Source organism: Bacteroides fluxus YIT 12057, assembly GCF_000195635.1.
Taxonomy (GTDB): Bacteria; Bacteroidota; Bacteroidia; order Bacteroidales; family Bacteroidaceae; genus Bacteroides; species Bacteroides fluxus.
This window is the reverse complement of the sequence record NZ_GL882630.1, coordinates 96,078-120,983: the sequence shown is the minus strand read 5'-3', so window position 1 is coordinate 120,983 and position 24,906 is coordinate 96,078. Positions and strand designations below refer to the sequence as shown.

Sequence of the window (24,906 nt, the reverse complement as noted above, 5' to 3'; positions counted from 1 at the left end):
ACCCCTCATTCCCTAAAAGGGGAACGAGGATACTTTCATTTATATTGTTTGAATTATATACCATTAAAAAAATCGGACGTCTCTCCCTTCCCTTCAAGAGAACGAGGGGTAGAAATATACTTATTTATCAACTCCTCATCCGCCACATACGGTATCGTGATATGGTAACCGTCGGCATGCGTACGGTTGAATTCCTCACTTGTCTCTATGGCATGCGGGTTGCGCGCCCACGAACGGCGTGCCACACCGCCCATCACGTCCCACAACATGGCCGAGCGCAATATCTCATCCACCCTTTCGGAGCCGTCGCACACCATGCCGAAACCACCGTTGACGGCTTTGCCGATTCCCACACCGCCGCCATTGTGCAAGGCCACCAGGCTCATGCCCCGTGCACAGTTTCCGGCAAAGCACTGCACGGCCATATCTGCCATGACGTTGCTGCCGTCTTTTATGTTGGAAGTTTCCCGGAACGGAGAGTCCGTACCGCTGACATCATGGTGGTCGCGTCCCAACATGATGGGACCGACTTCTCCGTTGCGCACCATTTCATTGAAACGCAAGGCGATCTTCATGCGCCCTTCGGCATCTTGATAAAGAATCCGCGCTTGCGTACCGACCACCAGGTTGTTCTTCTCCGCATCACGAATCCAGTTGTAATTATCCAGATCCTGCCCGCGGCGTGTAGGATCGATGCATTCCATGGCGGCATGGTCTGTCTTCACTAAGTCTTCATGTTTCCCGCTCAGACATACCCAACGGAAGGGGCCGTAGCCGTAGTCGAACAGTTCCGGTCCCATGATGTCTTCTACATAACTGGGGAAAATGAAGCCGTTCTTATCGTCCCCGTCCCGTGCAATCTCCTGCACACCGGCATCATAAACGGCCTTCATGAAGGAGTTGCCGTAATCAAAGAAATAGGTACCCCGGTTTACCAGCGCCTTGACAGCTTCGAAATGACGTTTCAATGAGCCGTCCACCAGTTTTCGGAATTCCGACGGGTTTTCGTGCAGCATGCGGGTGCGTTGTTCAAACGTCAGCCCGGCGGGACAATAACCGCCTTCGTAGGTGGCATGGCAGGAGGTCTGGTCGGAAAGCAAGTCAACCGGCAATCCTTTCTGCACAGCGTATTCCAATAAATCGACGACATTTCCATGATAGGCTATGGAGACAGGCCGGCAGCTCTCCATTGCCTGCCGCGCCAAAGAGAAAGCTTCTTGCAGAGAATCCGTTACATGCCCCACCCATCCCTGGGTGTGACGAGTCTCGATGCGGGAAGCGTCCACCTCGGCAATGATAGCCACTGCCCCCGCCATCTCGGCAGCCTTGGGCTGTGCGCCGCTCATGCCTCCCAGACCGGAGGATATAAACAGACGTCCTTTCAAGTCACCGTCCTGCGGAATGCCCAGCTTCAGGCGCCCGGCATTCAGAAGTGTGTTGAAGGTGCCGTGCACGATGCCCTGCGGACCAATGTACATCCAGCCGCCGGCGGTCATCTGACCGTAATTGGCGACTCCCATCTGCATGGCGGTATGCCAGTCTTTCTGATTATCGTAAAGGCCCACCATCAGTGCATTGGTAATGATGACACGGGGGGCTTCGGGTTTCGACTTGAAAAGCCCCAACGGATGCCCGCTTTCGATGACGAGCGTCTGTTCACGCGTCAGCACTTCAAGGTATTGTTTGATAAGCCTATACTGCATCCAGTTCTGGCAGACCTGCCCCGTCTCTCCGTAGGTGACAAGTTCGTAGGGATAGAGGGCGATGTCGAAACAAAGGTTATTGTCGATCATCACCTGGAAGGCCTTGCCTTCGATGCAATTCCCTTTGTATTCATCAATGGGCTTCGCCTTCAAGTCGCCTTGCGGACGGTAGCGGTAGCCGTAGATGCGCCCGCGGGTACGGAGTTCTTCCATAAACTCAGGCGCCAGAGTTTCGTGCAGTTCCGTAGGGATATAGCGCAATGCATTCTTCAACGCCGTAGCCGTCTGAGAAGGGGTAAGCGTGTAGCCACGGTCGGGTGCCCGCCGGATGCCCTCAACGAAGGAGGGATAAGGAGGCAATGTGTTATCGAGGGTTATCTCCATAATAATTAGGATATAATAAGGTTACAAATTGTCAGCCATTACCTGCCGATATTTGCCGCAATATAAAAATAAATCCCGGAATTCGCAATAGAAGGCCGCAGTTATTTATCTTTTAGTCAAAAAGAAAAGAAAACCACCCCGTCCTGCAACCGCAGACATTGCAAAAGAGAAACAGCCATTGCCGGCAGGCTTCGTTGAAAAAGAGTATGCCCGTGAATGTCTTGTCAAAAAAAGATGTATATTTGTAGGAATCTTGTCTGCAAACGGGGACAATAAATCTTGTCATACATAAAAAAAGAAGAATATGAGAAGTTTACTTTCCGGCATTATCGCATTAGTTTGCAGCATGTTTGCCTGCACAAGCTGTATGGACTTGGAAGATGATGGTTCCAGAGCATTTGCGGATGTGGCCATTTCCTATAGCAAGGAACTTGCCGGTAAGGAAAGGGGGTATTTCACTTTTTCTTACATGGAAAGCGATTGGACTGTCGATGCCAATGGCGTACAGCATATAGATAACGTCTCCGTCCGGGCGATAGAGACATACGATGTAGTCCATCCTCTCATCCGGGAAGAGGCAGCGTCCGGACACCCTAAGGCTACAGCTTTGCTATCATCCGCGCATTCCTGACGGATGGACAAAGACAAGCAGCGAGTGGCGCACCGTATCGTGCGACATCTCTTCCTTTTCTTCTCTCCTGCAATGGAAGGACTCGCTTACCCTTGTCATCGAAAACGGAAACAAGGAGAAGAGGTACCTAAGGAAAATGAGCAGGAACGACTTCCTGAAGCCCGGCACAGGGAGAAAGTAGCAAAAACATAAAAGACTATGAATCAAGGCATTCATACAGCAAAGACACTGCATACCGTTTGCAGTGACGCTGCAGCCCGCATGCAGTACCACTGCAAACTAATGTTCAGTCATTCTGCAAAGTAGATGCAGTGACACTGCACAGTAGATACAGTGCCGCTGCAAAAGGTTTGCAGTAATGATGCAAGCTGTTGGAAGTAATTCTGCAAAATACGGCCTGCGACAGAAGAATGCACCCAAACAAGAACCGGCTTACCAAGCCAGTCCATATTCATAGCTGTCGAATTTCGGTTTTGTACCAATCCCGGCCCTGTTGAACACCCCGACTATCCGTTGCTGCTCTTCGGGGGTAATCAGCCGTTCGCCCTTGCGGCAGTGATAGTAATAACGTTCACACGAAAAGCATCCCATGACTCTGAGGCGCACTATGGACACCTGCTTCAAGGGAATCTCGTCAAAAAGGCGGGACATGCCTTTGGCATAACGCAGCGGTTCGCTGGAACGATAGCGCCCGCAGGAGGAGTAATCGGGCAAACGCTCCACATAGAAGGGATTCACCGCGCGGACTGTCTCCGGCTGCTCGTCTTCACTTTCGGACAGCAGTCGCGCCGCTATGGCACGCAGGCAGGTAGCTGCCTTCGGGCACTTGTCTTTGCCCGCAAAACAATAATCGTACCCGTTGGGCACATCTTGCAATAATATCATAATCTCAAGTCTTTAAATCTTTTTGTTCTTACCTCGAGAAAAGGGCATTTATCAGGCTACGCCATAATGATTTCAGGCACGAATCACACGGAACGACACGGCTGTTTCGCATAACCACGATACCAAAACCATGAAGTCCCTGTAATTCGTGCCTAAAATAAGGATGGCACCCGGACGGAAGACCTGCCGGAACGCCCTCTCTCCAGATTATTTTTCCAAAGCCAGTGCCCGCAGGTATCTGCCGACAACCTGTGCCGACTCGCTTGTCTCTTTCTCAAACTCCGCCTTCAGTTCCGGGTATCTTTCCAACAGTTGCAGCATCCGTTCTTTCCCCACGAACTCCGACTTGCCTGTCTCCGGATTCAATTCGTAATAAACACGGGCATTCGCCAATCCGGAAGCATTGATGGCATCGCCTACTTCACCTCCTAACTTGGCGGCTGCACCGGGAGTCATCGTGCTGGTGGCAGCCTGCCCCACCGGCTGTGCACAGAAATAGACCTTACCCTTCACCCACATGGCAGGAGCGTACCACAACCCAAGACGATAGCGTTTGTAACGCATCTTCTTGCAGTTGACGTAAAGCGATGTGTCTATCTGTACAGCATAACAGCGGGATTTCAGATACTTGCACAGTCCCGGGTTATTATCTGCGGCAATGCGGTAATCGGCTCCTCCCATCAAATAAATCTGATTTTTCGTTCGCTTCTCAACTTTCAATGTGCTCACTGTATCTCCACGGTTCTCTACCAATCCCCTCAGATTGGCGTACATAATCTGCTGTGCCGCAGACGGCAAAGTCATGATTAATGCCCAAAAACCTAACAGCCAATACCTTTTCATTTCCTGCCTCCTCTTTCTGATACTTTGTTTTTCTGAGCTAAAATTACATTTTTTATCGGAAGCGCACAAAAAAATGCAGGAAAAAGATAAAAGACGAAAAGAATTCAACTGTGCAAAGCCCCAAGAAGCAACGGGAAATACATATCTTTGCCTGACTTAACCATATAGCAAGCCAATGGATACAATAGACAAGGTCAGCACTGCCTACCGCGACATGGCAGAAGAGGCAAGACGGGAACTGAACAAAGTACAGCAACAAATTTACCGGATCGGCACGTTACGCCTGCTGCTGTTTATTGCCGGGATAGCCGGAATCATCTATTTCTGGCCGGAAGGATGGGCCCTGCCGACAGGCATCGCAATCGTTACTTTACTGCCGTTCATGCTTTTGATCAAATATCACAACCGCCTGTTCTACCGGAAAGATTATCTGGAGAAAAAGGTAGAAATCAACGAACAGGAACTTGCTGCATTGAACTATGACATCTCTTCCTTCGACGACGGAAAGGAATTCGAGGATCCGGCACATCTTTATACTTATGATTTGGATGTATTCGGCCCGCACTCTCTATTTCAATATGTCAACCGGACCTGTACGCAGTTAGGGAAAAAACGCTTGGCTTCCTGGTTCAACAAACATCTCGAAAAGAAAGAGGAAATCTTGAAACGGCAGGAGGCCATCCGCGAACTGGCTCCCGAATTGAAGTTCCGCCAGCATTTCCGCATCCTCGGCTTGTTGCATAAAGGGAAAGCGGCAGATGAAGCCGAACTGAATGCGTGGGCCGCAAGTCCTGACGTATTCAGAACCAAAAAGTTCTTGCGTATTCTTCCGGCAGCGGTAACGGCCATAAACGTTGCCTGCATCCTGCTGATCTTTGCCGGAATTTTACCTGCCACCATTTATGGCTTCATCTGGACGTGTTTTGTCATCGCCGGTTTCAGCTTCACCGGCAAAATCACCAAGATACAAACCGTATATGGAAAAAAACTGCGGATTCTCGCTACCTATGCCGTACTGCTCCGCCTCATGGAAGAGCAGCCTATGCAAGCCGCGCTGCTGAAAGAAATCAAAGAGGAAATCGGTGGGGAAGAACAGGGAGCTTCCCACTCCATCCGGCAATTGAACAAGCTGATGAATGAACTTGACCAACGAAACAATGTTTTCATGTATGTCATCCTCAACGGTTTCTTCTTTTGGGAACTGCGCCAGATCATGCGCATTGAAGCCTGGAAGAAGCAATATGCCTCCGAATTGCCCCGTTGGCTGACTGCCATCGGACGGATAGATGCTCTCAACGCATTGGCTGCTTTTGCCTATAATCATCCGGATTATATATATCCTGCCATAGTCCAAGAAAAGGTAGGGCACAGCCCCTTCCGCCTCCGGGCCGAGGCTTTAGGACATCCGTTGATGCAACGCGACCGTTGTGTGCGCAACGGCATCGACATGGAGAAACAGCCATTCTTCATCATCATTACCGGAGCCAATATGGCCGGAAAAAGTACCTATCTGCGTACGGTAGGTATCAATTATCTCCTTGCCTGCATCGGCAGTCCTGTCTGTGCCAGCCAGATGGAGGTTTATCCCGCCCGGCTCATCACCAGCTTGCGTACTTCCGACTCATTGAACGACAACGAGTCTTATTTCTTTGCCGAACTGAAACGGCTGAAACTGATTATCGACAAACTGCAGTCCGGCGAGGAACTGTTCATTATCCTTGACGAAATATTGAAAGGGACCAATTCCAAGGACAAGCAAAAAGGTTCATTTGCCCTCATCAAACAGTTCATGGCATTACAGGCCAACGGCATCATTGCTACCCACGACCTGCTATTGGGTACGCTCATCGATCTTTTCCCCGAAGATATCCGGAACTATTGCTTTGAGGCAGATATCACCGATAATGAATTGACATTCTCCTATCGCCTCAGGCCGGGCATCGCCCGGAACATGAATGCCTGTTTCCTTATGAAAAAGATGGGGATTGCCGTTACCGACTAATCCCCACCTCCCAATTTAGTTAAGTCTATAGTTATCTTATCACGAGGTCATGCCATTGTGCTTTTCATCAGGAAAGCGGATACTGCAGCAGCCTCCCCTCCCGTGAAATAAAACACGGTTGTCACCGGAGTGTAAGTATAGGGAACAAACTGGAACAGTTGCACAGCTGCAAATTTGTTGTCTTGCGAAAGCATGATATCCATACGTACATTTCCGCTGGCATCACTCTTTATCTCCGATTCGCCATTCAGCATCTTGTGCTCAATCATTTCTGTCAACTTGCCTAAATGCTTCAAATCGAAGTATATACTCCGTTCTTTTGCCACACTTCCGGTAGGCAAATAGACGATCTCTTTTGATTTCCAAAACAAACGGAAAACACCGAATAGAATCAAAGCCGTACCTGCCACCATCAGTGTCATGCTGACTGTAGAAGACTTGTCATTCATCTCAAAAAGAGATACAAAAAGTAGAATTCCCACTACCAGCATAGTTACTGAAAAAATAAGTCCGGAAACACTGGTACGCTTTACAATATCGGGGTGAGTCGATGCAAAAAGGGTTGCATCAATAGTTTGGGTTGCCATAATTAGAATCTGTTTTAATGAATTTATTTAATATAGAAAATACAATCTTACCCCCTGCACACATCACTCGATGCAAACGGGATAAATAAAAACTGAATTCAATAAAAACACTAAATGATTATTCGCCTTAGCGTGAAAATGTAATATTCACACACAGGTTGACAACGATAGTATGCCGTAGAATCGTAAAGTTTTTCACGATGCAAGGATAGAGCTGCCTCTCGCTGGGCCAGTTTGTCAACCCAATCTTTCAATGAGAAAATATACTCAGTAGTAATAAAACGCTGCACACGGGAAAAAGACAATAATTGCGACTGCCCGGACATACCTGCCAATTCAGCATCCGGCAAATAAGGCAACTGAGGTGCCGATACACAAGTCTCTTCCTGCTGATATACGGCAACGTTTTCAGACATAGGCTTTCCTGCATCTGCTTCCCTATCGGCAAATGTATCGCTTGCTGTCTGCCAAAGGGACAAGACAAGCACCAAAAATCCTATAAGTCTTAAAAATTTAGCCATATCTACCTGCAAATATAACAGTTTCTTTCATAGGATTGTTTTACTCACACATCTTTTAATGTTTGTTCAATGATTTAGGGGAAATATAAAAGAAACGGTCTTCCTGACCTGCTTTCCTCGCCTTTTACCTATTTCCACAGAATCTGGCGGAATGAAGACAGAAATATACCCGGAAAAAGAATAACGGGAAAGAATAACGGGAAAGATAAAAATGGATACTCAAAGAATGGCATAAAAAAGAAGGCATCCGTGACGGGATGCCTTCTTTCTATATATAAAAAAGAATAGTTGAATTTATTCTGCCTTAGCTTCTTCAGCAACAGGAGCAGCAGTTTCTGCAGCAGGCGCAGCTTCAGCAGCAGCTTTCTTTGAACGACGGGTACGAGTAGCTTTCTTAGCAACTTTGTCCTTAGCCATGTTGTCGTTGTAGTCAACGAGTTCAATGAAGCACATTTCTGCATTGTCACCCAAACGGTTACCAGTCTTGATAATACGAGTGTAACCACCCGGACGATCGGCAATCTTCACAGAGATTTCTTTAAACAATTCAGTTACAGCATACTTGTCTTGCAAATTGCTAAATACAACACGACGGGAATTAGTCGTATCATCTTTAGACTTAGTTATCAAAGGCTCAACAAACTTCTTCAAAGCTTTAGCCTTTGCAACGGTCGTAGTGATTCTTTTGTGCTTAATCAAAGAACACGCCATATTAGCTAACATAGCGTTTCTATGAGAAGCAGTACGACCCAAATGGTTGAATTTTTTATTATGTCTCATTTTTTATTCTTTATCTAATTTATATTTAGAAATATCAGTTCCAAACGACAGACTCAGACTCTCCAGCAAATCATCAAGCTCGGTGAGCGATTTCTTTCCGAAATTTCTGAACTTCAGCAAATCAGTCTTGTTGAACTGTACCAAGTCACCAAGGGTCTCTACATCAGCAGCTTTCAAGCAGTTGAGAGCACGAACCGAAAGATCCATATCAACAAGTTTGGTTTTCAACAACTGACGCATATGCAGAACTTCTTCGTCAAATTCTTCATTGCCGTCAACATCGTTGCTTTCCAATGTAATCTTCTCGTCAGAGAAAAGCATGAAATGATAAATAAGAATCTTTGCGGCTTCTTTCAGAGCTTCTTTCGGATGAATGGAACCGTCGGTAGCAATTTCAAGCACCAGCTTCTCGTAGTCAGTCTTCTGCTCTACACGGAAGTTTTCTACCTGATACTTCACATTGCGTATCGGAGTATAAATAGAATCGATAGGAATTACGTTTACGTCGGTACAATATTCGCGGTTCTCGTCAGCAGGAACATAACCACGACCTTTGTTAATCGTAATGTCTATCTGCATAGTTGACTTTGAATCTAAATGACAAATAACTAATTCAGGATTTAACACTTCAAATCCAGTCAGATACTTACCTATGTCACCTGCCTTAAATTCACTTGAATTCTCGATTGTAATACTTACTTTTTCACTCTCGAACTCTTCAACTACTTGCTTGAATCTCACCTGTTTCAGATTCAAGATAATGTTAGTAACATCCTCTTTAACTCCCGGAACACTGGAGAATTCGTGCTCAACACCATCAATCTTGATAGTAGTGATAGCAAAACCTTCCAATGACGAAAGTAGGATGCGGCGCAGTGCATTACCAACGGTAATACCAAAACCGGGCTCCAACGGACGGAATTCGAATTTACCGAATCTTGAATCCGCTTCCAACATTAATACTTTATCAGGTTTTTGAAATGCTAATATCGCCATGAAATTAATTATTATTTAGAATACAATTCTACGATCAAATGTTCTTTAATGTTTTCAGGAATGTCTGCTCTTTCAGGTACATGCAACAATTTACCAACCTTAGAGTTATCATCCCATTCCAACCAAGGATATTTGCTGTGATTAAAGCCAGCCAATGAGTTAGCGATTACTTCCAAAGATTTAGATCTTTCACGAACTCCAATCACTTGACCTGGTTTTACAGCATATGAAGGAACATTTACTACCTCACCGTTCACAGTAATGTGCTTGTGACTTACCAACTGACGGGCAGCAGCACGAGTAGGAGCAATACCTAAACGGAATACGATGTTGTCAAGACGACCTTCAAGCAACTGGAGGAGAATTTCACCGGTAATACCTTTAGCTGTTTCTGCCTTCTCAAACAAATTGCGGAATTGTTTTTCTAAAACTCCATAGGTGTATTTGGCTTTCTGTTTCTCACGAAGTTGAACACCATATTCAGAAGTTTTTCTTTTTCTTGAATTACCATGCTGTCCGGGAGGATAGTTCTTCTTTGACAATACTTTATCTGCTCCAAAGATACCTTCACCGAATTTACGGGCTATTCTTGATTTTGGTCCAGTATATCTAGCCATTTCTTTTAAATATTTAATTGTTTATTCATGAACTCAATTTGTTGCAGCCGCGATTGCAGAGAAGAATTACAATCCAATAACAAAATCAAGTGTCATTTTTATTAAAGGTAAATTAAACTCTACGTCTTTTCGGAGGACGACAACCATTATGTGGAAGCGGAGTTACATCAATGATTTCAGTAACTTCGATACCTGCACCGTGGATAGTTCTAATAGCAGACTCACGTCCGTTACCTGGACCCTTCACATATGCTTTTACCTTTCTCAAACCAAGATCGTATGCTATCTTAGCACAATCTTGTGCAGCCATCTGTGCTGCGTAAGGAGTGTTCTTCTTAGAACCTCTAAATCCCATCTTTCCAGCAGAAGACCAAGAAATAATCTGACCTTCACTATTTGCCAGAGAAACAATAATGTTGTTGAAAGATGAATGAACATGCAACTGTCCATTAGCATCTACCTTTACATTTCTCTTTTTTGCTGCAACTGTTTTTTTTGCCATATCAACAATTATTATTTAGTAGCTTTTTTCTTATTAGCAACGGTTTTCTTTCTACCCTTACGAGTACGAGCATTATTTTTTGTGCTCTGACCCCTCACGGGAAGACCGATACGGTGACGTACACCACGGTAGCAACCGATATCCATTAAACGCTTAATGTTCAATTGAATTTCAGAGCGAAGATCACCTTCAACTTTATACTCTGCACCAATGATCTCACGAATCTTGGCAGCTTGATCATCCGTCCAGTCTTTTACTTTCAGGTCTTTGTCAACACCTGCTTTTTCCAAAATCTTTGCTGAACTACTACGACCTATTCCATACACATAGGTCAACGCAATTTCACCTCTCTTGTTCTGAGGCAAATCGACACCAACTATTCTTATAGCCATATACTAAATTATTTTTTTTGCAAAAATAATAATATTATCCTTGACGTTGTTTATACTTAGGATTTTTCTTGTTAATAACATACAAACGGCCATTACGTCTAACGATCTTACACTCTGGCGTACGTTTCTTTAAGGATGCTCTTACTTTCATATCTTAATTTTATTTATATCTAAATACAATTCTTCCTTTCGATAAATCGTAAGGAGACATTTCGACTCTTACTTTATCACCCGGCAGGATTTTGATGTAATGCATCCGCATCTTACCGGAAATATGCGCAGTAATCTCATGTCCGTTTTCTAATTCAACACGAAACATTGCATTAGACAATGCTTCAACTATAACTCCATCTTGTTCTATTGCAGATTGCTTTGCCATATTAATTTCTTAAATTGCTTTATCTCCTAATACTTCCTCAATGAATCTGAATGATGACAAAATATCAGCTTCACCAGCTCCCACTGCTATTGTATGCTCAAAATGAGCAGCACACTTGCGGTCTCTTGTTCTCACTGTCCAACCATCACGCTCCATTACAATTTGTCGGCTACCCAAGGTTATCATCGGTTCTATCGCAATGCAAAGCCCTTTCTTCAACATTGTCCCGTAACCACGTTTACCATAATTAGGAACTTGAGGATCCTCATGCATCTCCTTTCCGATACCATGACCGACGAACTCACGAACCACTCCATAAGAATTAGATTCACAATGCTGTTGTATCGCATATCCGATATCACCCAACCTTTTACCTTGGACGGCATTCTGTATCCCTATATAAAGTGCTTCTTTAGTAACCTTCAATAATTTGCGAACCTCCTCATTCACTTCACCAACACAAAACGTATAGGCCGAATCACCACAAAAACCATTCATGTAAGTGCCACAATCAACAGAGACGATATCACCCTCATTCAGCACTACATTCTCACCCGGAATACCATGCACAACCTGATCATTGACAGATGTACAAACAGAAGCCGGAAACGGATCGCCATATTGATTGGGAAACCCTTTAAAGGTAGGGACAGCTCCATTATCTCTAATGAATTCTTCTGCTACCTTATCCAGCTCTTTTGTCGTTACTCCCGGCTTGATTATCTTAGCTATCTCAGCCAACGTTCTTCCAACAAGCAAATTACTCTTGCGGAGCAGCTCTATTTCATCTTCTGTCTTAAGAAATATCATTCTTCAAAAAGGATTAATATGCAGCCACATTGCCACTACGTCCTTTAATACGTCCCGATTTCAGCAGACCGTCATAATGTCTCATCAACAAATGACTTTCAACCTGTTGGAGAGTATCCAGAACAACACCTACAAGAATCAACAAAGATGTACCACCGAAGAATTGAGCAAACTCAGCTTTCACACCGAATACACCGGCAAATGCAGGCATAATGGCAACCAAGGCCAAGAAAAAAGATCCTGGCAGAGTGATACGAGACATAATGTCATCAATATACTCGGCAGTCTTCTTACCTGGTTTGATACCCGGGATGAAACCGTTATTTCTCTTCATATCCTCAGCCATCTGAGTCGGGTTTATTGTTATTGCAGTATAGAAATACGTAAAGAGTATAATCATTACTGCAAAAACCAAATTATACCAGAAGCTTGTATGATCCGTAAATGCACGTACGAAACCGCTCGCATTATTTACATTTGAGAACCCGATAAAAGTAATAGGAATAAACATGATTGCCTGAGCAAAGATGATAGGCATAACACCAGCAGCATTTACCTTTAAAGGGATGTACTGTCTTGCACCACCATATTGCTTGTTGCCCACAATCTTCTTTGCATACTGTACAGGAATTTTTCTTGTACCTTGTACCAAAAGAATAGCAGCAGCTATGACAACCAATAATACTACTATCTCAATCAAGAACATCACCAAACCACCAGTCTTGTCAGTCATACGGGAAATCAATTCCTGAAACAAAGACTGAGGCAGACGGGCGATAATACCAATCAAGATAATGAATGAAATACCGTTACCAATACCCTTATCCGTGATTCTCTCACCAAGCCACAAAATAAACATACTTCCAGCCGCTAAAATAATGGTAGAAGTAGCCATAAACAGAGTCCAATCTAATGAAGCATTTAAAGAAGGACCAGCCTGCATTTTAAGATTGAGCAAATAAGAAGGAGCCTGAACCAAAAGAATAAGAATCGTCAGATAACGAGTATATTGGTTCATTTTTCTTCTACCGCTCTCACCTTCACGCTGCAACTTTTGGAAATACGGAACCGCAATACCTAGCAACTGAATCACAATGGAAGCGGAGATATACGGCATGATACCCAATGCAAAAATGGATGCATTGGAAAATGCTCCCCCGGAAAACATGTTTAACAAGGCTAAAAGACCCTCACTTGTTTGTTGATGCAATTGTGTCAACATTGACGGGTTGATACCCGGCAACACCACATACGAACCGAAACGGTAAATTGCTACAAACAATATGGTAATGAGGATCCGTTGTCTCAGATCCTCAATTTTCCATATATTCTTTAATGTTTCAATAGCTTTTCTCATTGAATTAGAGTTTTACTACTTGTCCACCAGCAGCTTCGATGGCAGCAACAGCAGTCTTAGAGAATGCGTGTGCTTGTACATCCAACTTAGCAGTCAAAGTTCCGTTACCTAATACTTTTACCAACTGGCTTGCAGAAATGAAACCGGCAGCAATGAAATCATTCACACTTACAGTTTGCAGATTCTTAGCTTCAGCCAGTTTCTGAATTGTATCCAAGTTGATGGCTTTATATTCTACACGATTGATATTTTTAAAGCCAAACTTAGGAACACGACGTTGAAGAGGCATCTGACCACCTTCAAAACCAATTTTCTTAGAGTATCCAGATCTTGATTTAGCTCCTTTATGACCTCTCGTAGAAGTACCTCCCAAGCCAGAACCAGGACCACGTCCAATTCTCTTTCTTGTTTTAGTAGATCCCTCCGCAGGTTTTAAATTACTTAAGTTCATATTGTAATTCGTTTTATATTCAACAAATAATTACTTAACAATGGTAACCAAGTGTTTAACCTTATCCACCATTCCAAGAATTGAAGGAGTACATTCGTGTTCAACCACACGATTCAACTTATGAAGCCCCAGTGCATCAAGAGTTCTCTTCTGATCAGCAGGAGCACCAATTCTACTTTTAACTTGTTTAATCTTTATAGTCGACATAATTCCTCCTTATCCTCTAAATACTTTTTCCATACTAATTCCTCTGTTCTGAGCAACCATACGGGCATCACGCATCTCGCTTAATGCCAAGATAGTAGCCTTCACCAAGTTGTGCGGGTTAGAAGAACCTTTTGACTTGGCCAAAACATCCGTTACACCAACACTCTCCAATACTGCACGCATTGCACCACCAGCCACAACACCAGTACCGTGAGAAGCCGGTTTGATAAACACCTCAGCACCACCAAACTTAGCAGACTGCTCGTGAGGAACAGTACCCTTCAATACAGGCACCTTTGTCAGATTCTTCTTCGCAGATTCAACACCTTTGGCAATCGCAGCTGTTACTTCACCTGCCTTGCCAAGACCCCAACCGATGATACCTTCTTCATTCCCCACTACCACAATAGCAGAGAAACTAAAAGTTCTACCACCTTTGGTTACTTTGGTTACACGATTAATAGCAACCAATCTGTCTTTCAGTTCTATATCGTTCGTAATCTTAACTCTATTATTAAGTCCTGCCATAATGATTAAAATTTAAGTCCACCGTTACGGGCAGCATCAGCCACCTCTTTTACTCTCCCATGATACAAGTAACCATTACGGTCAAAAACAACAGTAGTAATACCTGCTTCTTGAGCTTTTTTCGCAATCAGTTCACCTACTTTAGCAGCTTGCTCTTTTTTAGGCATTTTATCAGTCATACCCAAAGAAGAAGCGGCAGCCAAAGTCTTACCAGACAAGTCATCGATAATCTGAACATAGATTTGCTTATTACTTCTAAATACACTCATACGCGGGCATTCAGTAGAACCTGAAATTTTATTGCGTACTCTATATTTGATCTTAATTCGTCTTTCTATTTTTGTTGTCATAATACTATCAATTTAAATGATTATTTAGCACCGGCTGATTTACCAGACTTTCTACGAATTTCTTCGCCAACAAACTTAATACCCTTACCCTTATACGGTTCAGGCTTACGGAAAGAACGTATTTTAGAGCAAATTTGACCAAGTAACTGCTTGTCGCAAGATTCCAAAATAATAAGAGGATTCTTATTTCTTTCAGACTTAGTCTCAACCTTCACTTCAGGAGGCAACTGTATAAAGATATTATGAGTATAACCTAAAGCCAGTTCAATGATATTACCTTGGTTAGAAGCACGGTAACCTACACCGACCAATTCCAACTCTTTCTTATATCCTTCAGATACGCCAACAACCATATTGTGAACCAATGAACGGTACAAACCGTGGAATGCATGCTTCTGCTTGGGGTTATCCAACATTGCATTTTCATTCTCTGACAAAACAATATGACCTTCTTCGACGGCAACATTGATAGCAGGATTTACATATTGGCTCATTTCACCTTTGGGTCCCTTTACGGTAACCACATCATCCTTCAGAGTAACTGTTACTCCAGTGGGAATACTAATGGGTAATTTTCCTATTCTTGACATTGCTATTTCCTCCTATTAATATACATAACACAAAACTTCACCACCGATTTTCAGTTCAGCGGCTTCTTTGTTGGTCATTACACCTTTGGAAGTAGATATTATAGCAATACCCAAACCATTAATAACACGCGGCATGTCTTTATAACCAGTATATTGACGCAAACCCGGAGAAGAAATTCTTTCCAGTTTCTTGATAGCGTTAACTTTGTTAACCGGATCATACTTCAAGGCAACCTTAATCGTGCCTTGGGGACCATCTTCTACAAACTTATAATTAAGGATGTAGCCTTTTTCAAAAAGAATCTTAGTGATTTCTTTTTTCAAATTAGAAGCCGGAACTTCCACAACTCTGTGCTTCGCTTGAATAGCGTTCCGCAACCTCGTCAAATAATCTGCTATTGGATCAGTCATATAAAAATAAATTAAATTAATCAGGCCTTCCCTGACAATATTTAAAAACAATAATTACCAGCTTGCTTTTTTTACACCGGGAATAAGACCATTGGAGGCCATTTCACGGAACTGGATTCTTGAAATACCGAACTGACGGATATATCCTTTCGGACGACCAGTCAACTTGCAACGGTTGTGCAAACGGATCGGATTAGAATTCTTCGGCAGTCCCTGAAGTTTCTGTGCAGCTTCAAAAGCGTCAGCAGGTTCACCTGTTCTAACGATTTCTTTCAGCGCAGCTCTCTTCTCGGCATATTTGGCTACTAATTTAGCACGTCTTACTTCACGTGCTTTCATTGATTCTTTTGCCATAATTTATCAATCTTTTTTAGCGTTCTTAAACGGTAAACCGAATTCTTTCAACAAGGCATACCCTTCTTCATCTGTTTGCGCAGAGGTTACAAAGGTAATATTCATTCCGAGAATTCTGGTAATACTATCGATATTAATTTCAGGGAAAATGATTTGTTCCTGAATACCAAGGGTATAGTTTCCCTTACCATCAAACTTACTTTCGATGCCTTTGAAGTCACGGATACGCGGAAGAGCTACACGAACCAATTTCTCAAGGAATTCGTACATTCTTTCACGACGCAAAGTTACCATAACACCAATCGGCATTTTCTTACGCAACTTAAAGTTTGCAATATCTTTACGAGATATGGTTGCTACGGCTTTTTGACCTGTGATAGCACTCATTTCGTTAATTGCCACTTCGATAATCTTCTTATCAGCAACAGCCATACCTAATCCCTGATTGATAACAATCTTCTTAAGTACGGGTACCTGCATTGAAGAAGAATACTGGAACTGTGATTTCAATGCAGGCGCAATACGCTCTGCATATTCTTTCTTAAGGCTAGCAGTATTACTCATTACTTAATCTCCTCTCCTGATTTTTTAGAATAACGCACTAAAGTCTTCTTCCCATTGGAATCAGTACTTACTTTTCTACCAACACGCGTTGCTTTGCCAGTCTTTGGATCAACCGGATTCAAGTTTGACAAATGGATCGAAGCTTCTTGCTTCACAATACCACCTTGCGGGTTCTTTGCATTAGGTTTTGTGCTCTTAGACACCATGTTGATACCTTCAACAATTGCACGGTTTTTATCAACAAGAACCTTCAATACACGACCAGTCTTGCCCTTGTCTTCACCAGCATTTACGTAAACTGTATCGCCTTTTTTAATATGTAATTTACTCATTACTTAAATCTTTTACAATATTAAAGTACTTCAGGAGCGAGTGACACAACTTTCATGTTAGCAGCACGAAGTTCACGAGCTACCGGACCGAAAATACGACTACCTCTAATTTCACCTGCATTGTTCAACAAAACGCAAGCATTATCATCAAAACGTATGTAAGAACCATCAGCACGACGGATTTCTTTCTTAGTACGTACGATCAGAGCCTTAGACACTGCACCTTTTTTAATATCACTTGAAGGGATAACGCTCTTTACAGAAACAACAATCACGTCCCCTACAGAAGCATAGCGACGACCTGTACCGCCTAAAACGCGGATACAGAGAGCCTCTTTTGCCCCACTGTTATCACATACTGTAAGTCTGGATTCTACTTGTATCATAATTACTTAGCTCTTTCAATTATTTCTACCAATCTCCATCTCTTAGTCTTGCTCAAAGGACGAGTTTCCATGATGCGTACAGTATCACCGATATTGCACTCATTCTTTTCATCATGAGCATGGTACTTCTTCGTCTTGCTAACGAACTTACCATATATGGGGTGTTTCTCCTTAAACTTAGCTGCTACTGTGATGGTTTTTTCCATCTTATTGCTCAGCACAACCCCAGTTCTTTCTTTTCTTAAATTTCTTGCTTCCATCAAGCTCATCATTTATTATTAAGTTCTCTTTCGCGCAATACAGTTTTCATACGCGCAATAGTCCTGCGTAATTGTTTGATCTGAGCAGGATTATCCAAAGGAGAAATAGAATGATTTAAAACCATTTGGTTGTAATTAGCTACTTCTGCTTCTACTCTTTCCACCAAATCACTGGTAGTCATCTCTTTAATTTCTGCTATTTTCATACTTCTTACGCATTTTGATTTTGAATATCATAATCACGTCTTACCACGAACTTAGTTGTGATAGGAAGCTTCTGTGCTGCCAAGCGCAAAGCTTCTTTGGCGATTTCATAAGATACTCCTTCGGCTTCGATAATAATTCTACCCGGTGTAACAGGAGCAACAAACCCTTCCGGTGCACCCTTACCTTTACCCATACGTACATCAGCAGGTTTTCTGGTAATAGGCTTATCCGGGAAAATACGAATCCAAATCTGTCCTTGACGTTGCATATATCTTGTCACTGCAATACGCGCAGCTTCAATCTGACGGCCTGTAATCCATTTCGTTTCCAAGGCCTTAATACCAAAAGAACCGAAAGCCAGCTGGTTTCCTCTTTGGGCATTACCTTTTTGACGGCCTTTTTGTTGTCTTCTGAATTTTGTTTTTTTCGGTTGTAACATAATTCCTAAAAATCAAATCAGTTAGCGATTATTTTTCTTTCTTTTGAAGTTCTTTCCGCCATTGCTTCCGCTATTGCTTCCACGACCACTTTCCTTGCTTTGTGTAAAGTTTGGGGCCAATTCCTTCTTGCCATAAACTTCACCTCTACAAATCCAAACTTTAATACCGAGAAGACCGACTTTGGTCAATGCTTCTGCATGACAATAGTCAATATCTGCTCTGAAAGTGTGCAACGGAGTTCTTCCTTCCTTATACATTTCAGAACGGGCCATTTCTGCGCCATTCAAACGTCCTGAAATCTGAATTTTGATACCTTCCGCCCCCATACGCATTGTATTGGCAATAGCCATCTTAATAGCGCGACGATAGGCAATTTTACCTTCAACCTGACGAGCGATGTTATTAGCCACGATAACAGCATCCAACTCAGGTCTTTTAACTTCGAAGATATTAATCTGAATATCTTTATCAGTGACCTTCTTCAACTCTTCTTTCAACTTGTCAACTTCTTGGCCACCTTTACCGATAATGATACCCGGACGTGCTGTACAAACGGTAATAGTCACGAGTTTCAGTGTACGTTCGATTACAATTCTTGAAACGCTGGCTTTTACAAGACGAGCATTCAAATATTTACGAATCTTGCTATCTTCCAACAGAGAATCGCCGTAATTCTTTCCACCATACCAATTGGAATCCCATCCTCTGATAATTCCTAAACGGTTACTTATTGGATTAACTTTTTGTCCCATTTACCTTAATTTTGATCTTCGTTATTACTTTTAGAACCAACGAACAACGTCACATGATTTGAACGTTTACGAATTCTGTAACCTCTACCCTGCGGAGCCGGTCTCATTCTTTTGAGTGTAGCACCACCATCAACAAAAATCTTGGTTACGAATAACTCACCACTCTCAGCTTTACGTTCGTTTTTCTGCTCCCAGTTAGCTATTGCAGAGCGCAGCAACTTTTCTACTCTAGCGGCAGCCTCTTTAGAAGAGAACTTCAAAACGCCGAGTGCTCTGTTCACCTCCATCCCGCGAATCATGTCAGCCACAAGACGCATTTTACGAGGGGAAGTAGGAACATTTTGCAATTTCGCAAAATACATGGTCTTAAGGGCTTCTTTTCTTTTATCAGCCGATATTTTTTTTCTTGCTCCCATTATATTATTACTTTATAATTTCAGATAAATCCTGTTTTATTTTTTCTTGTTACCAGCGTGTCCTCTGAATGTGCGAGTTGGAGCAAATTCGCCCAACTTGTGCCCTACCATATTTTCGGTAACATAAACAGGAATAAATTTATTTCCATTGTGAACTGCAATAGTATGGCCTACAAAATCAGGCGAAATCATTGAAGCTCTGGCCCAAGTCTTAACTACCACCTTCTTGCCCGATTCATTCATGGCAAGCACTTTGTTTTCAAGCTTAACGTTAATATACGGACCTTTTTTTAATGAACGACTCATAATTTACTCAATTAATCAGATTACTTCTTTCTTCTCTCAATAATATACTTAGACGATTGTTTCTTCGGAGCTCTTGTTTTAAGACCCTTAGCATACAATCCCTTGCGAGATCTCGGGTGTCCTCCTGAAGCACGTCCTTCACCACCACCCATCGGGTGATCAACCGGGTTCATTACAACACCACGGTTACGCGGACGGCGTCCTAACCAACGAGAACGTCCAGCCTTACCAGAACTTTCCAATCCATGATCTGAGTTACCTACACTACCGACAGTAGCCTTGCAGGTACTGAGAATCTGACGAACCTCACCTGAAGGTAACTTGATAACGCAGTATTTACCTTCTCTTGAAGTCAATTGAGCAAAGTTACCAGCCGAGCGAACCAAAGCAGCACCTTGCCCCGGGCGTAATTCAATATTGTGAATTACAGTACCGACCGGAATATTCTGAAGAGGAAGCGCATTTCCTATTTCTGGAGCAGCATTTTCGCCTGACATCAAAGTCGCACCAACTTGCAATCCATTGGGAGCAATAATATATCTCTTTTCTCCATCTGCATAAAACAACAAAGCGATACGAGCCGAGCGGTTCGGATCGTATTCAATTGTTTTAACCACTGCAGGCACACCGTCTTTATTTCTCTTGAAGTCAACGATACGAATAATCTTCTTACTGCCGCCACCGATGTAGCGCATGGTCATTTTACCAGTATTGTTACGACCACCAGTAGATTTCTTACCAAATACAAGAGACTTTTCTGGTACTCGTGCAGTAATCTCTTCGAAAGTACCAATAATTTTATGTCTTTGCCCCGGTGTTGTGGGCTTAAATTTACGTACTGCCATTTTTTTTTAAATATTACTATAAAAATCAATAGTATCTCCTTCTTTCAACGTAACAATAGCTTTCTTATAAGCATTCGTACGACCATTGATGATACCAGCACGAGTATAACGGCTTTTGTTCTTGCCTGCATACTTCATTGTATTCACATCAACTACTGTAACGTTGTAAAGAGCTTCAACTTCTTTCTTAATTTCCAGTTTATTAGCTTCAGGACGCACGATAAAGCCGAAACGATTGTTCGCCTTATCAGTAATTGCAGTCATCTTCTCTGTCACTAACGGTTTAATAATAATTCCCATTATTTAAGCCTCCTTTTTACATTAAGATATTGTCGATAGCAGAAAGCGTACTTTCAGCAAGCACAACAACCCCAGCGTCCAATACTCTATAAGTATTTAACCCTGAGATAGTCTGCACATTAGCACCCTTCACGTTACGAGCCGACAAATATACGTTTTTATTTGCTTCTGGTAAAATCACAAGCAGCTTTTTGTCAGAAACTTTAAGATTTTTTGTCATTGCAACGAAATCTTTAGTCTTCGGAGCTTCAAAATTGAAGTCTTCCACTACAATAATCGCGTTGTTCTGAGCCTTATATGACAAAGCTGACTTACGAGCCAGAGCCTTTACTTTTTTATTCAATTTGAAGTAGTAATCCCTTGGTTTCGGACCAAATACACGTCCACCACCAACAAGCACCGGTGAATTCATGTCACCACGACGTGCACCACCGCCACCTTTCTGGCGACCGATTTTACGAGTAGAACCACTGATTTCGCTTCTTTCCTTTGACTTGTGTGTGCCTTGACGCTGATTAGCCATAAACTGTTTAACGTCCAAGTAAATAGCGTGGTCGTTGGGCTCAATTCCGAAGATAGACTCGTTTAACGTAATCTTTCTCCCAGTGTCTTCACCTTTAATGTTATATACGTTAACTTCCATTATTTTTCAATTATTACGATTGAACCTTTGCAACCAGGAACAGAACCTTTAATCAAGAGAAGATTGTGCTCCGCGATTACCTTTAATACTTGCAGGTTTTGAACAGTCACTCTGTCACCACCAAGCTGTCCGCCCATGCGCATTCCTTTGAACACCTTTGCAGGGTAAGAACAAGCACCAATAGACCCCGGCTTACGAGCACGGTTATGTTGACCGTGAGTAGTCTGACCTACACCACCAAAGCCATGGCGTTTTACAACACCCTGAAAACCTTTACCCTTAGAAGTACCAACAACGTCAACGAAAGCTGCGTCATTAAAGAGTTCTACAGTAACAGTGTCACCCAGATTCAACTCTGTCTCAAATTCTTTGAACTCAGCCAAGTGTTTCTTGGGAGTTACTCCAGCTTTTTTAAAGTGCCCCATCAGAGGCTTTGTAGTATGCTTCTCTTTTTTATCCTGGAAGCCCAACTGAACAGCTTCATAGCCATCCTTTTCTACAGTTTTCACTTGAGTAACAACACAAGGACCTGCTTCGATAACAGTGCATGGTACATTTTTACCCTCGGCACTGAAAACGGATGTCATTCCGATTTTTTTTCCTAATAATCCTGGCATTTCACTTAATTTTTAATACTTACACTTTGATTTCTACTTCCACACCACTCGGTAACTCCAACTTCATTAGAGCATCTACAGTCTTAGCTGTTGAGCTATAGATGTCAATTAGTCTCTTGTAAGAAGAGAGTTCGAATTGTTCACGTGACTTCTTATTAACAAAAGTCGAACGGTTTACGGTAAAGATACGCTTGTGCGTAGGGAGAGGAATCGGACCGCTAACGATGGCGCCCGTTGTCTTCACCGTTCTTACAATCTTCTCAGCTGACTTGTCAACCAAGTTGTGGTCGTAAGATTTCAGTTTGATTCTAATTTTTTGACTCATTACTGTCTTTAATTATTAAATAGTTATATAAAATGAAGTTCCGCAGGTTAAGAGTCATTCGCTAACCTACGGGACTTCAAGTTTTTTAAATCAAATCAACACGTCCTTTTACTTCCTCCAACACTGCCTTAGCAATAGAGTTAGATACCTGAGCGTGGTGAGAATATACCATTGAAGAAGTTGCACGACCAGAAGTAATGGTACGTAAAGCTGTTACATAACCGAACATTTCTGCCAGCGGAACCATCGCCTTCACGATACGGGCACCTGAACGGCTGGATTCCATACCTTCTACCTGTCCACGACGCTTATTCAAGTCACCGATAACGTCACCCATATTTTCTTCCGGAGTAACAACCTCCAACTTCATAATAGGTTCCATCAAAACCGGACCTGCCTTGGCACAAGCATTTTTGTATGCCTGAATGGCACAGATTTCGAATGACAACTGGTCAGAGTCAACCGGGTGGAATGAACCATCAACCAAAGTCACTTTCAGTGAATCCAATGGATAGCCAGCCAATACACCGTTCTTCATTGCAGTAGTGAAACCTTTCTGTACAGACGGAATAAATTCCTTAGGAATATTACCCCCCTTCACTTCGTCAACAAACTGCAGACCACCTTGAGTAAAGTCTTCATCAACCGGACCGATGTTCACGATGATATCAGCAAACTTACCACGACCACCGGACTGCTTCTTGTAAACCTCACGCAAATTGACAGTCTTAGTAATAGCTTCCTTATAGTTTACCTGCGGCTTACCTTGGTTACATTCAACCTTAAATTCACGTTTCAAACGGTCAATAATGATATCCAAGTGAAGTTCACCCATACCGGAGATTACAGTCTGACCTGTTTGTTCGTCAGACTTCACTGTAAATGTCGGATCTTCTTCTGCTAGTTTAGCCAAACCATTAGACAGTTTATCCATATCCTTCTGAGTCTTAGGCTCAACAGCGATACCAATTACTGGTTCCGGGAAATCCATAGATTCCAATACTATCGGAGCCGTTTCATCGCACAAAGTATCACCTGTATGAATATCTTTAAAGCCCACTCCTGCACCAATATCACCAGCACCGATTACCTCTACAGGGTTTTGCTTGTTTGAATGCATCTGGAACAAACGGGATACGCGTTCTTTTTTGCCTGAGCGACTATTATAAATATAAGAACCAGCTTCAATCTTACCGGAATAAACACGGAAGAAAGTCAAGCGCCCCACATAAGGATCGGTAGCAATCTTGAATGCCAAAGCAGATGTCTTTTCATCATCATCCGGTTTACGGTCTTCTTCCTCACCTGTATTAGGGTTAGTACCAATAATATTCGGAGTATCCAACGGAGAAGGCAAGAATGCACAAACATAATCAAGTAAAGTCTGTACACCTTTATTCTTGAATGAAGAGCCACACAACATCGGAACAACCGCCATTTGCACAGTAGCATTGCGAAGAGCTCTCAATATTTCCTCTTCTGTGATAGTAGAAGGATCTTCAAAATATTTCTCCATCAAGGCATCATCAAACTCAGCTACCTTTTCAAGCATTTTGTCTCTCCATTCATTAGCTTCGTCAACCAAATTGGCGGGAATTTCCTCTACAGTATAGTCAGCACCCATTGTTTCGTCATGCCAATAGATAGCTTTCATTTTAATAAGGTCAACCAGCCCTTTGAAAGATTCTTCAGCACCGATAGGAATAACAATCGGACACGGATTAGCACCCAGAACGTCCTTCATTTGGCGGACAACTTCGAAGAAATCAGCGCCTGAACGGTCCATCTTATTAACATAAGCAATACGCGGTACGTTATATTTGTCAGCCTGACGCCATACTGTTTCAGACTGCGGTTCAACACCACCTACTGCACAATATGCAGCTACGGCACCGTCCAATACACGAAGTGAACGCTCTACCTCAGCAGTAAAGTCAACATGCCCCGGAGTATCAATCAAGTTAATCTTATAAGTATCGCCTGCATATTTCCAACGAGTAGTGGTAGCTGCAGAAGTAATAGTGATACCACGTTCTTGCTCTTGTTCCATCCAGTCCATCGTAGCCGCGCCATCATGCACCTCACCGATTTTGTGAGTCAGACCTGTATAGAACAGGATACGTTCAGAAGTTGTTGTTTTTCCGGCATCAATATGAGCCATGATACCGATATTACGCGTCAAATGTAAATCATGCTTTGCCATTTTCTAATTCCTTTTACTTTAAGTTTTTAA

At 42.7% G+C, this 24,906-nt stretch carries 38 protein-coding genes; 2 read left to right on the top strand and 36 right to left on the bottom strand.

Annotated features, from left to right (window positions below):
- Window positions 1–53 precede the first annotated feature (53 nt).
- Window positions 54–2,087, bottom strand: a complete 2,034-nt coding sequence (locus tag HMPREF9446_RS08435; RefSeq protein WP_009125163.1) for a urocanate hydratase — start codon at window positions 2,085–2,087, stop codon at window positions 54–56.
- A gap of 304 nt (window positions 2,088–2,391) precedes the next feature.
- Between HMPREF9446_RS08435 and HMPREF9446_RS19080 the strand changes: the two genes are divergently transcribed.
- Complete coding sequence (locus HMPREF9446_RS19080; RefSeq protein WP_245532257.1) at window positions 2,392–2,718, top strand: hypothetical protein; 327 nt, start codon at window positions 2,392–2,394, stop codon at window positions 2,716–2,718.
- A 432-nt stretch (window positions 2,719–3,150) separates the two neighbouring features.
- Here the strand turns inward: HMPREF9446_RS19080 and HMPREF9446_RS08425 are convergent, their stop codons facing one another.
- Together HMPREF9446_RS08425 and HMPREF9446_RS08420 are read right to left on the bottom strand one after the other, a co-directional pair.
- The gene (locus HMPREF9446_RS08425; protein ID WP_009125159.1) at window positions 3,151–3,603 is read right to left on the bottom strand and encodes a DUF6078 family protein; all 453 of its coding nucleotides are present in this window, start codon (window positions 3,601–3,603) and stop codon (window positions 3,151–3,153) included.
- 207 nt (window positions 3,604–3,810) lie between these two features.
- On the bottom strand, window positions 3,811–4,446 hold the full coding sequence (locus tag HMPREF9446_RS08420; RefSeq protein WP_039968800.1) for a DUF6563 family protein: 636 nt from the start codon (window positions 4,444–4,446) through the stop codon (window positions 3,811–3,813).
- 175 nt (window positions 4,447–4,621) lie between these two features.
- On the opposite strand from HMPREF9446_RS08420, the gene HMPREF9446_RS08415 reads away from it, so the two are divergent.
- A complete protein-coding gene (locus HMPREF9446_RS08415) occupies window positions 4,622–6,448 on the top strand; it encodes a MutS family DNA mismatch repair protein (protein ID WP_009125156.1) in 1,827 nt (608 codons plus the stop codon).
- Between the two features lie 47 nt (window positions 6,449–6,495).
- Here HMPREF9446_RS08415 and HMPREF9446_RS08410 read toward each other — a convergent pair whose 3' ends face one another.
- The 33 genes from HMPREF9446_RS08410 to fusA all read right to left on the bottom strand — a co-directional run bounded on the left by HMPREF9446_RS08410 (window position 6,496) and on the right by fusA (window position 24,876).
- Window positions 6,496–7,035 carry a hypothetical protein gene (locus tag HMPREF9446_RS08410; protein ID WP_009125155.1) on the bottom strand — a complete coding sequence of 180 codons (540 nt, stop codon included), beginning with the start codon at window positions 7,033–7,035 and terminating at the stop codon, window positions 6,496–6,498.
- A gap of 110 nt (window positions 7,036–7,145) precedes the next feature.
- The gene (locus HMPREF9446_RS08405; RefSeq protein WP_009125154.1) at window positions 7,146–7,556 is read right to left on the bottom strand and encodes a hypothetical protein; all 411 of its coding nucleotides are present in this window, start codon (window positions 7,554–7,556) and stop codon (window positions 7,146–7,148) included.
- A 294-nt stretch (window positions 7,557–7,850) separates the two neighbouring features.
- Window positions 7,851–8,336 carry a 50S ribosomal protein L17 gene (rplQ, locus tag HMPREF9446_RS08400; protein WP_009125152.1) on the bottom strand — a complete coding sequence of 162 codons (486 nt, stop codon included), beginning with the start codon at window positions 8,334–8,336 and terminating at the stop codon, window positions 7,851–7,853.
- Between the two features lie 3 nt (window positions 8,337–8,339).
- A complete protein-coding gene (locus tag HMPREF9446_RS08395; protein ID WP_009125151.1) occupies window positions 8,340–9,332 on the bottom strand; it encodes a DNA-directed RNA polymerase subunit alpha in 993 nt (330 codons plus the stop codon).
- An 11-nt stretch (window positions 9,333–9,343) separates the two neighbouring features.
- Entirely contained in the window at window positions 9,344–9,949 is a 606-nt protein-coding gene (gene rpsD / locus HMPREF9446_RS08390; RefSeq protein WP_009125150.1) for a 30S ribosomal protein S4, read from the bottom strand.
- A 112-nt stretch (window positions 9,950–10,061) separates the two neighbouring features.
- Entirely contained in the window at window positions 10,062–10,451 is a 390-nt protein-coding gene (gene rpsK / locus HMPREF9446_RS08385) for a 30S ribosomal protein S11 (RefSeq protein ID WP_002558049.1), read from the bottom strand.
- Window positions 10,452–10,462: 11 nt separating this feature from the next.
- Window positions 10,463–10,843, bottom strand: coding sequence for a 30S ribosomal protein S13 (gene rpsM / locus HMPREF9446_RS08380; protein WP_009125149.1), 381 nt, complete (start codon window positions 10,841–10,843; stop codon window positions 10,463–10,465).
- 34 nt (window positions 10,844–10,877) lie between these two features.
- The gene (ykgO, locus tag HMPREF9446_RS18275) at window positions 10,878–10,994 is read right to left on the bottom strand and encodes a type B 50S ribosomal protein L36 (RefSeq protein WP_002558051.1); all 117 of its coding nucleotides are present in this window, start codon (window positions 10,992–10,994) and stop codon (window positions 10,878–10,880) included.
- A 9-nt stretch (window positions 10,995–11,003) separates the two neighbouring features.
- Complete coding sequence (gene infA, locus HMPREF9446_RS08375) at window positions 11,004–11,222, bottom strand: translation initiation factor IF-1 (RefSeq protein ID WP_002558052.1); 219 nt, start codon at window positions 11,220–11,222, stop codon at window positions 11,004–11,006.
- A 9-nt stretch (window positions 11,223–11,231) separates the two neighbouring features.
- Window positions 11,232–12,032, bottom strand: coding sequence for a type I methionyl aminopeptidase (gene map, locus HMPREF9446_RS08370; protein WP_009125148.1), 801 nt, complete (start codon window positions 12,030–12,032; stop codon window positions 11,232–11,234).
- A gap of 13 nt (window positions 12,033–12,045) precedes the next feature.
- Window positions 12,046–13,389, bottom strand: a complete 1,344-nt coding sequence (secY, locus tag HMPREF9446_RS08365) for a preprotein translocase subunit SecY (protein WP_009125147.1) — start codon at window positions 13,387–13,389, stop codon at window positions 12,046–12,048.
- A 4-nt stretch (window positions 13,390–13,393) separates the two neighbouring features.
- Window positions 13,394–13,840, bottom strand: a complete 447-nt coding sequence (rplO, locus tag HMPREF9446_RS08360; protein ID WP_009125146.1) for a 50S ribosomal protein L15 — start codon at window positions 13,838–13,840, stop codon at window positions 13,394–13,396.
- A gap of 30 nt (window positions 13,841–13,870) precedes the next feature.
- On the bottom strand, window positions 13,871–14,047 hold the full coding sequence (gene rpmD / locus HMPREF9446_RS08355; RefSeq protein WP_004291222.1) for a 50S ribosomal protein L30: 177 nt from the start codon (window positions 14,045–14,047) through the stop codon (window positions 13,871–13,873).
- Between the two features lie 9 nt (window positions 14,048–14,056).
- The gene (rpsE, locus tag HMPREF9446_RS08350) at window positions 14,057–14,575 is read right to left on the bottom strand and encodes a 30S ribosomal protein S5 (RefSeq protein WP_009125145.1); all 519 of its coding nucleotides are present in this window, start codon (window positions 14,573–14,575) and stop codon (window positions 14,057–14,059) included.
- Between the two features lie 5 nt (window positions 14,576–14,580).
- A complete protein-coding gene (gene rplR, locus HMPREF9446_RS08345) occupies window positions 14,581–14,925 on the bottom strand; it encodes a 50S ribosomal protein L18 (RefSeq protein WP_039968799.1) in 345 nt (114 codons plus the stop codon).
- A 20-nt stretch (window positions 14,926–14,945) separates the two neighbouring features.
- Complete coding sequence (gene rplF / locus HMPREF9446_RS08340; protein ID WP_009125143.1) at window positions 14,946–15,515, bottom strand: 50S ribosomal protein L6; 570 nt, start codon at window positions 15,513–15,515, stop codon at window positions 14,946–14,948.
- A 15-nt stretch (window positions 15,516–15,530) separates the two neighbouring features.
- Complete coding sequence (gene rpsH, locus HMPREF9446_RS08335; protein WP_004291226.1) at window positions 15,531–15,926, bottom strand: 30S ribosomal protein S8; 396 nt, start codon at window positions 15,924–15,926, stop codon at window positions 15,531–15,533.
- Between the two features lie 54 nt (window positions 15,927–15,980).
- Window positions 15,981–16,280 carry a 30S ribosomal protein S14 gene (gene rpsN / locus HMPREF9446_RS08330; protein ID WP_009125142.1) on the bottom strand — a complete coding sequence of 100 codons (300 nt, stop codon included), beginning with the start codon at window positions 16,278–16,280 and terminating at the stop codon, window positions 15,981–15,983.
- A gap of 6 nt (window positions 16,281–16,286) precedes the next feature.
- Window positions 16,287–16,844, bottom strand: a complete 558-nt coding sequence (gene rplE / locus HMPREF9446_RS08325) for a 50S ribosomal protein L5 (RefSeq protein WP_009125141.1) — start codon at window positions 16,842–16,844, stop codon at window positions 16,287–16,289.
- Window positions 16,844–17,176: a 50S ribosomal protein L24 gene (rplX, locus tag HMPREF9446_RS08320; protein WP_009125140.1), complete on the bottom strand. Its 333-nt coding sequence runs from the start codon at window positions 17,174–17,176 to the stop codon at window positions 16,844–16,846. The genes rplE and rplX overlap by 1 nt, the downstream gene beginning before the upstream one ends.
- Before the next feature lie 20 nt (window positions 17,177–17,196).
- Window positions 17,197–17,562 carry a 50S ribosomal protein L14 gene (gene rplN, locus HMPREF9446_RS08315; protein WP_005656528.1) on the bottom strand — a complete coding sequence of 122 codons (366 nt, stop codon included), beginning with the start codon at window positions 17,560–17,562 and terminating at the stop codon, window positions 17,197–17,199.
- A 2-nt stretch (window positions 17,563–17,564) separates the two neighbouring features.
- Window positions 17,565–17,834, bottom strand: coding sequence for a 30S ribosomal protein S17 (gene rpsQ / locus HMPREF9446_RS08310; RefSeq protein ID WP_009125139.1), 270 nt, complete (start codon window positions 17,832–17,834; stop codon window positions 17,565–17,567).
- On the bottom strand, window positions 17,831–18,028 hold the full coding sequence (gene rpmC / locus HMPREF9446_RS08305) for a 50S ribosomal protein L29 (protein WP_009125138.1): 198 nt from the start codon (window positions 18,026–18,028) through the stop codon (window positions 17,831–17,833). Before rpmC ends, rpsQ begins: the two co-directional genes overlap by 4 nt.
- Window positions 18,029–18,033: 5 nt before the next feature.
- Window positions 18,034–18,468, bottom strand: a complete 435-nt coding sequence (gene rplP / locus HMPREF9446_RS08300) for a 50S ribosomal protein L16 (protein WP_004291234.1) — start codon at window positions 18,466–18,468, stop codon at window positions 18,034–18,036.
- A 21-nt stretch (window positions 18,469–18,489) separates the two neighbouring features.
- Window positions 18,490–19,221 carry a 30S ribosomal protein S3 gene (gene rpsC / locus HMPREF9446_RS08295; protein ID WP_009125137.1) on the bottom strand — a complete coding sequence of 244 codons (732 nt, stop codon included), beginning with the start codon at window positions 19,219–19,221 and terminating at the stop codon, window positions 18,490–18,492.
- Window positions 19,222–19,226: 5 nt separating this feature from the next.
- Complete coding sequence (rplV, locus tag HMPREF9446_RS08290) at window positions 19,227–19,637, bottom strand: 50S ribosomal protein L22 (RefSeq protein ID WP_009125136.1); 411 nt, start codon at window positions 19,635–19,637, stop codon at window positions 19,227–19,229.
- A gap of 36 nt (window positions 19,638–19,673) precedes the next feature.
- Window positions 19,674–19,943 carry a 30S ribosomal protein S19 gene (rpsS, locus tag HMPREF9446_RS08285; RefSeq protein WP_009125135.1) on the bottom strand — a complete coding sequence of 90 codons (270 nt, stop codon included), beginning with the start codon at window positions 19,941–19,943 and terminating at the stop codon, window positions 19,674–19,676.
- A 20-nt stretch (window positions 19,944–19,963) separates the two neighbouring features.
- Complete coding sequence (rplB, locus tag HMPREF9446_RS08280) at window positions 19,964–20,788, bottom strand: 50S ribosomal protein L2 (protein ID WP_009125134.1); 825 nt, start codon at window positions 20,786–20,788, stop codon at window positions 19,964–19,966.
- A gap of 6 nt (window positions 20,789–20,794) precedes the next feature.
- Entirely contained in the window at window positions 20,795–21,088 is a 294-nt protein-coding gene (gene rplW, locus HMPREF9446_RS08275; protein WP_009125133.1) for a 50S ribosomal protein L23, read from the bottom strand.
- A gap of 16 nt (window positions 21,089–21,104) precedes the next feature.
- Window positions 21,105–21,731 (bottom strand): 50S ribosomal protein L4, encoded by a 627-nt coding sequence (gene rplD / locus HMPREF9446_RS08270; protein ID WP_009125132.1) that lies wholly within the window; start codon window positions 21,729–21,731, stop codon window positions 21,105–21,107.
- The gene (rplC, locus tag HMPREF9446_RS08265; RefSeq protein WP_009125131.1) at window positions 21,731–22,348 is read right to left on the bottom strand and encodes a 50S ribosomal protein L3; all 618 of its coding nucleotides are present in this window, start codon (window positions 22,346–22,348) and stop codon (window positions 21,731–21,733) included. Before rplC ends, rplD begins: the two co-directional genes overlap by 1 nt.
- 19 nt (window positions 22,349–22,367) lie before the next feature.
- Complete coding sequence (rpsJ, locus tag HMPREF9446_RS08260; protein WP_004291244.1) at window positions 22,368–22,673, bottom strand: 30S ribosomal protein S10; 306 nt, start codon at window positions 22,671–22,673, stop codon at window positions 22,368–22,370.
- A gap of 85 nt (window positions 22,674–22,758) precedes the next feature.
- Window positions 22,759–24,876, bottom strand: coding sequence for an elongation factor G (fusA, locus tag HMPREF9446_RS08255; RefSeq protein WP_009125130.1), 2,118 nt, complete (start codon window positions 24,874–24,876; stop codon window positions 22,759–22,761).
- Window positions 24,877–24,906: the final 30 nt, after the last annotated feature.

What these genes read in the sequence shown, in the direction of transcription:
- HMPREF9446_RS08435 (WP_009125163.1), bottom strand. Translation starts at nt 2,087, where the DNA reads ATGGAGATAACCCTCGATAACACATTGCCTCCTTATCCCTCCTTCGTT.
- HMPREF9446_RS19080 (WP_245532257.1), top strand. Translation starts at nt 2,392, where the DNA reads ATGAGAAGTTTACTTTCCGGCATTATCGCATTAGTTTGCAGCATGTTT.
- HMPREF9446_RS08425 (WP_009125159.1), bottom strand. Translation starts at nt 3,603, where the DNA reads ATGATATTATTGCAAGATGTGCCCAACGGGTACGATTATTGTTTTGCG.
- HMPREF9446_RS08420 (WP_039968800.1), bottom strand. Translation starts at nt 4,446, where the DNA reads ATGAAAAGGTATTGGCTGTTAGGTTTTTGGGCATTAATCATGACTTTG.
- HMPREF9446_RS08415 (WP_009125156.1), top strand. Translation starts at nt 4,622, where the DNA reads ATGGATACAATAGACAAGGTCAGCACTGCCTACCGCGACATGGCAGAA.
- HMPREF9446_RS08410 (WP_009125155.1), bottom strand. Translation starts at nt 7,035, where the DNA reads ATGGCAACCCAAACTATTGATGCAACCCTTTTTGCATCGACTCACCCC.
- HMPREF9446_RS08405 (WP_009125154.1), bottom strand. Translation starts at nt 7,556, where the DNA reads ATGGCTAAATTTTTAAGACTTATAGGATTTTTGGTGCTTGTCTTGTCC.
- rplQ (WP_009125152.1), bottom strand. Translation starts at nt 8,336, where the DNA reads ATGAGACATAATAAAAAATTCAACCATTTGGGTCGTACTGCTTCTCAT.
- HMPREF9446_RS08395 (WP_009125151.1), bottom strand. Translation starts at nt 9,332, where the DNA reads ATGGCGATATTAGCATTTCAAAAACCTGATAAAGTATTAATGTTGGAA.
- rpsD (WP_009125150.1), bottom strand. Translation starts at nt 9,949, where the DNA reads ATGGCTAGATATACTGGACCAAAATCAAGAATAGCCCGTAAATTCGGT.
- rpsK (WP_002558049.1), bottom strand. Translation starts at nt 10,451, where the DNA reads ATGGCAAAAAAAACAGTTGCAGCAAAAAAGAGAAATGTAAAGGTAGAT.
- rpsM (WP_009125149.1), bottom strand. Translation starts at nt 10,843, where the DNA reads ATGGCTATAAGAATAGTTGGTGTCGATTTGCCTCAGAACAAGAGAGGT.
- ykgO (WP_002558051.1), bottom strand. Translation starts at nt 10,994, where the DNA reads ATGAAAGTAAGAGCATCCTTAAAGAAACGTACGCCAGAGTGTAAGATC.
- infA (WP_002558052.1), bottom strand. Translation starts at nt 11,222, where the DNA reads ATGGCAAAGCAATCTGCAATAGAACAAGATGGAGTTATAGTTGAAGCA.
- map (WP_009125148.1), bottom strand. Translation starts at nt 12,032, where the DNA reads ATGATATTTCTTAAGACAGAAGATGAAATAGAGCTGCTCCGCAAGAGT.
- secY (WP_009125147.1), bottom strand. Translation starts at nt 13,389, where the DNA reads ATGAGAAAAGCTATTGAAACATTAAAGAATATATGGAAAATTGAGGAT.
- rplO (WP_009125146.1), bottom strand. Translation starts at nt 13,840, where the DNA reads ATGAACTTAAGTAATTTAAAACCTGCGGAGGGATCTACTAAAACAAGA.
- rpmD (WP_004291222.1), bottom strand. Translation starts at nt 14,047, where the DNA reads ATGTCGACTATAAAGATTAAACAAGTTAAAAGTAGAATTGGTGCTCCT.
- rpsE (WP_009125145.1), bottom strand. Translation starts at nt 14,575, where the DNA reads ATGGCAGGACTTAATAATAGAGTTAAGATTACGAACGATATAGAACTG.
- rplR (WP_039968799.1), bottom strand. Translation starts at nt 14,925, where the DNA reads ATGACAACAAAAATAGAAAGACGAATTAAGATCAAATATAGAGTACGC.
- rplF (WP_009125143.1), bottom strand. Translation starts at nt 15,515, where the DNA reads ATGTCAAGAATAGGAAAATTACCCATTAGTATTCCCACTGGAGTAACA.
- rpsH (WP_004291226.1), bottom strand. Translation starts at nt 15,926, where the DNA reads ATGACTGATCCAATAGCAGATTATTTGACGAGGTTGCGGAACGCTATT.
- rpsN (WP_009125142.1), bottom strand. Translation starts at nt 16,280, where the DNA reads ATGGCAAAAGAATCAATGAAAGCACGTGAAGTAAGACGTGCTAAATTA.
- rplE (WP_009125141.1), bottom strand. Translation starts at nt 16,844, where the DNA reads ATGAGTAATACTGCTAGCCTTAAGAAAGAATATGCAGAGCGTATTGCG.
- rplX (WP_009125140.1), bottom strand. Translation starts at nt 17,176, where the DNA reads ATGAGTAAATTACATATTAAAAAAGGCGATACAGTTTACGTAAATGCT.
- rplN (WP_005656528.1), bottom strand. Translation starts at nt 17,562, where the DNA reads ATGATACAAGTAGAATCCAGACTTACAGTATGTGATAACAGTGGGGCA.
- rpsQ (WP_009125139.1), bottom strand. Translation starts at nt 17,834, where the DNA reads ATGATGAGCTTGATGGAAGCAAGAAATTTAAGAAAAGAAAGAACTGGG.
- rpmC (WP_009125138.1), bottom strand. Translation starts at nt 18,028, where the DNA reads ATGAAAATAGCAGAAATTAAAGAGATGACTACCAGTGATTTGGTGGAA.
- rplP (WP_004291234.1), bottom strand. Translation starts at nt 18,468, where the DNA reads ATGTTACAACCGAAAAAAACAAAATTCAGAAGACAACAAAAAGGCCGT.
- rpsC (WP_009125137.1), bottom strand. Translation starts at nt 19,221, where the DNA reads ATGGGACAAAAAGTTAATCCAATAAGTAACCGTTTAGGAATTATCAGA.
- rplV (WP_009125136.1), bottom strand. Translation starts at nt 19,637, where the DNA reads ATGGGAGCAAGAAAAAAAATATCGGCTGATAAAAGAAAAGAAGCCCTT.
- rpsS (WP_009125135.1), bottom strand. Translation starts at nt 19,943, where the DNA reads ATGAGTCGTTCATTAAAAAAAGGTCCGTATATTAACGTTAAGCTTGAA.
- rplB (WP_009125134.1), bottom strand. Translation starts at nt 20,788, where the DNA reads ATGGCAGTACGTAAATTTAAGCCCACAACACCGGGGCAAAGACATAAA.
- rplW (WP_009125133.1), bottom strand. Translation starts at nt 21,088, where the DNA reads ATGGGAATTATTATTAAACCGTTAGTGACAGAGAAGATGACTGCAATT.
- rplD (WP_009125132.1), bottom strand. Translation starts at nt 21,731, where the DNA reads ATGGAAGTTAACGTATATAACATTAAAGGTGAAGACACTGGGAGAAAG.
- rplC (WP_009125131.1), bottom strand. Translation starts at nt 22,348, where the DNA reads ATGCCAGGATTATTAGGAAAAAAAATCGGAATGACATCCGTTTTCAGT.
- rpsJ (WP_004291244.1), bottom strand. Translation starts at nt 22,673, where the DNA reads ATGAGTCAAAAAATTAGAATCAAACTGAAATCTTACGACCACAACTTG.
- fusA (WP_009125130.1), bottom strand. Translation starts at nt 24,876, where the DNA reads ATGGCAAAGCATGATTTACATTTGACGCGTAATATCGGTATCATGGCT.